Below are 3,828 nucleotides of genomic sequence, written 5' to 3' on the forward strand. Positions count from 1 at the left end.
GCGAACACCGAAGACGACTCCAGCAGCTCCACCGCCATCCCCACCCACTGCGCCCCCTGCCCCGGGAACACGAACACCGGGTCGACGCTCTCGCCGATGCGCTGGGTGGTGCCCCGGGCGAGGCCGGATGCCGTGGTGCCGGTGGCGAGGGACCGCAGTCCGGCGAGGAGGGTGTCGCCGTCGACGCCGACGACGACGGCGCGTTCCTCCAGGGCGGCACGGCCCGTGAGCAGGGAGTGGGCCACGTCCGCGTGGTCGGGGGTGTGGTCCGCCAGATGGGCCAGTAGGCGTTCGGCCTGGGCGCGCAGCGCGTCCGCGGAGCGGGCGGAGACGAGCCACGGTACGACGGTGCCGGCCTTGGCCGGGGCCGGCGCGGTGGACTCCGTTTCGGGCGCGGGCTGTTCGAGGATGACGTGGGCGTTGGTGCCGCTGACCCCGAAGGAGGAGACGGCGGCACGACGAGGACGGTCGTCCGTGTGCCAGGGGCGGGATTCGGTGAGGACCTCGACGTGCCCGGTCGACCAGTCGACGAACGGGGAGATCGCGTCGGCGTGCAGGGTCCTGGGCAAGGTGCCGTGGCGCATGGCCTGCACCATCTTGATGACGCCGGCCATCCCGGAAGCGGCCTGTGTGTGACCGATGTTGGACTTCACCGAGCCGATCCACAGCGGCCGGTCGGCGTCGTGCTCCTGGCCGTAGGTGGCGAGCAGGGCCTGCGCCTCGATCGGGTCGCCCAGCTTGGTCCCGGTGCCGTGCGCCTCGACCACGTCCACGTCCGCCGCCGACACCCCGGCGTCCGCCAGCGCCGCACGGATCACCCGCTGCTGGGACAGGCCGTTGGGGGCGGTGAGCCCGTTGGACGCGCCGTCCTGGTTGATCGCCGATCCCCGGACGACGGCCAGGACCTGGTGGCCGTTGGCGCGGGCGTCCGACAGCCGTTCCAGCAGCAGCACGCCCACGCCCTCGGCCATGCCCATGCCGTCGGCCTCGGCGCCGAACGCCTTGCAGCGGCCGTCCGTCGCCAGACCCCGCTGGCGGCTGAAGCCCACCAGGCCGATCGGTTCGCCCATCACGGCGGCGCCGCCGGTCAGGGCGAGGGAGCACTCCCCGGAGCGCAGCGAGCGGATGGCCAGGTGCAGGGCGACGAGCGTGGAGGAGCAGCCGGTGTCCAGGGTCACGGCCGGGCCCTCCAGGCCCAGGGTGTAGGAGACGCGGCCGGAGGCGATGCTGGTGACGGTGCCGGTGATCAGGTGCCCTTCCAGTCCTTCGGGCACCTCGCCGCTCGCGCCGTAGCCCTGGTGGGACACGCCGACGAAGACGCCGGTGTCGCTGCCGCGCAGGCTGTCGGGAGCGATGCCGCCGCGCTCCAGGGTCTCCCAGCTGGTCTCCAGCAGCAGCCGCTGCTGCGGATCCATCGCCGTCGCCTCACGCGGCGAGATGCCGAAGAAGCCGGCGTCGAACTCGGCGGCGTCGTGCAGGAATCCGCCTTCCCGGGCGTATGTGGTGCCGGGCCGGTCCGGGTCGGGGTCGTACAGGTTCGCCACGTCCCATCCCCGGTCGACGGGCAGGTGGGAGATGGCGTCGGTCTCGTCGAGGACGAGCTGCCAGAAGTCGTCGGGCGTGTGCGCTCCGCCGGGGAAGCGGCAGCCCATCGAGACGATCGCGATGGGTTCGTTCTCATGGGCCGGGCGCTTCACCGGCGTGGCGGGCAGGGCGGCCGCCCGGTCCTCCGGCGCGTCGGCGACGAGGTGTCCGAGCAGGTGCCGTACGAGCTCCTGGACGTTCGGGTGGTCGAAGACGATCGTGGCGGGGAGGGTCAGTCCGGTCGCCGTGTTGAGGCGGTTGCGCAGTTCGACGGCGGTGAGGGAGTCGAACCCGAGCTCACGCAAGGCGCGTTGGGGTGCGATCTCGTTGCCGTCGGCGTGGCCGAGGACGGAGGCGACCTGTGTGCGTACGAGGTCGGTGAGGGTCCGGACGCGTTCCGCGCCGGACAGGGCCGCCAGCTCCGCGCGCAGTCCGCCGAGCCGGTCGGCCGCCTCGGTGCCCTCGGGTTCGTCGGCCTTCATGGCCTCGGCCACTTCGGGGACCTCGTGCAGCAGCGGGCGGGGGTGCGCGGCCGTGAAGACGGGGACGAAGCGTTCCCAGTCGATGTCGGCGACGGCGAGGAAGGTCTCGTCGTGGTCGAGGGCCTGCTGGAGTCCGGAGACGGCCAGTTCGGCGTCCATGAAGGGGATGCCGCGCCACCGCAGCTGTTCGCGCACGACGTTGACGGCCATGCCGCCGCCCTCGGGGCTCCAGATGCCCCACGCGATGGACGTGCCGGTCAGGCCGCGCGCCCTGCGGTGCTCGGCGAGGGCGTCGACGTAGGCGTTGGAAGCCGAGTAGGCGCCGTGGTCGCCGCTGCCCCAGGTGCCGGCGACGGACGAGTAGAGGACGAAGGCGTCCAGCCGGTCGTGGTCGAAGACGGCGTCGAGGTTCACCGCGCCGAGCAGCTTGGCGCGGGCGCCCTCGGCGAAGAAGTCGAGGTCGGTCTCGGCGAGCGGGGCGAGCATGCCGACGCCGGCGGTGTGCACGACGGTCCGGATGGCGGGCCCGTCCGACTCGACCTCCGCCACCAGGCGTTCCAGTGCCGCGCGGTCGGCGACGTCGCAGGCCGCGATGGTGACCCGGCAGCCCAGGGCGGTGAGTTCCTCCCGCAGTTCGGCCGCGCCGGGTGCGTCCGGTCCGCGACGGCTGGTCAGCACCAGGTGCTCGGCGCCGTTGCGGGCGAGCAGCCGGGCCGTGTGCGCGCCGAGGCCACCGGTGCCGCCGGTGACGAGCGCGGCTCCGCTGGTGCGCCACGCGCGCGGCGCGGTCCGGCCGGCGAGCGGGGCCCGGACCAGGCGGCGGACGTACGCGGCCCGGCCGCGCAGGGCCGTCTGGTCCTCGTCGGCGTGGGCGGCGAGCACCGCGACGAGTCCGCGCGCGGTGTCCTCGTCGAGCTCGGCGGGCAGGTCGACGAGTCCGCCCCACCGCCGGGGCTGCTCCAGCGCGACGACTCGGCCGAAGCCCCACAGGGCGCCCTGGAGCGGGTTGCGGACGGCGTCACCGGTGTCGGTGGTGACGGCTTCGCTGGTCAGGATCCACAGCCGGACGTCCAGGTCGGTGTCCAGCAGCCCCTGGAGCAGGACGAGGGAGGAGGTCATGCCGGCGGTGGCACCCGGGTGACCGGGAGCGGCCCGGTCGTCGAGCGCGAGCAGGGAGACGACCCCCTGCACGGGTTCCGGCCCGGTGACGGACACGGCGTCCGCGAGTCGTGCGGCGACCCGCTCGCGGTCGAGATCCCCGGAGTCCATGACGAAGGTGAGCGGGGTCGCACCGGCCTGGCCGAGCGCTCGGGCCACATCCGCGACCAGGGGGGATCCCAGGTGGGTCTCGGGGAGGACGAGGAGCCAGGTGCCGTCCAGGGTGCCGACGGCGGGCAGGTCATAGGGCCGCCAGACCACCTGGTAGCGCCAACTGTCCACCGTGGCACGGTTCTTGCCGGCCCGCCGCCACGCGGACAGCGCCGGGAGGACCTCACCCAGTCCCTCGGTCGTCTCCATCCCCAGGGTCCGGGCGACTTGCTGGACGTCGCCTTCCTGAACGGTCCGCCAGAACCGCTCCTCCACCGGGTCGGCAGCCCTGTCCGAGGGCTTCGGCGCGTCCAGCCAGTAGCGCCGCCGCTGGAAGGCGTAGGTGGGAAGCTCGACGCGGCGCGGGGACAGCCCGTCGAAGGCGGGCGTCCAGTCGACGGCGACTCCACGCGCCCACGCCTCGCCCAGGGAGACGTAGAGACGGTCCAGGCCG

General features: G+C 73.8%; 1 protein-coding gene. It reads right to left on the reverse strand.

Annotation, left to right across the window (positions count from 1 at the left end; genetic code table 11):
* Positions 1-3,828, reverse strand: a 3,828-nt coding sequence (locus ACIBBD_RS38705) for an SDR family NAD(P)-dependent oxidoreductase (protein ID WP_399424707.1), incomplete at both ends; no start/stop codon positions are given.

The sequence above is a fragment of the Streptomyces sp. NPDC051315 genome, from assembly GCF_044455165.1.
Classification (GTDB): Bacteria; Actinomycetota; Actinomycetes; order Streptomycetales; family Streptomycetaceae; genus Streptomyces.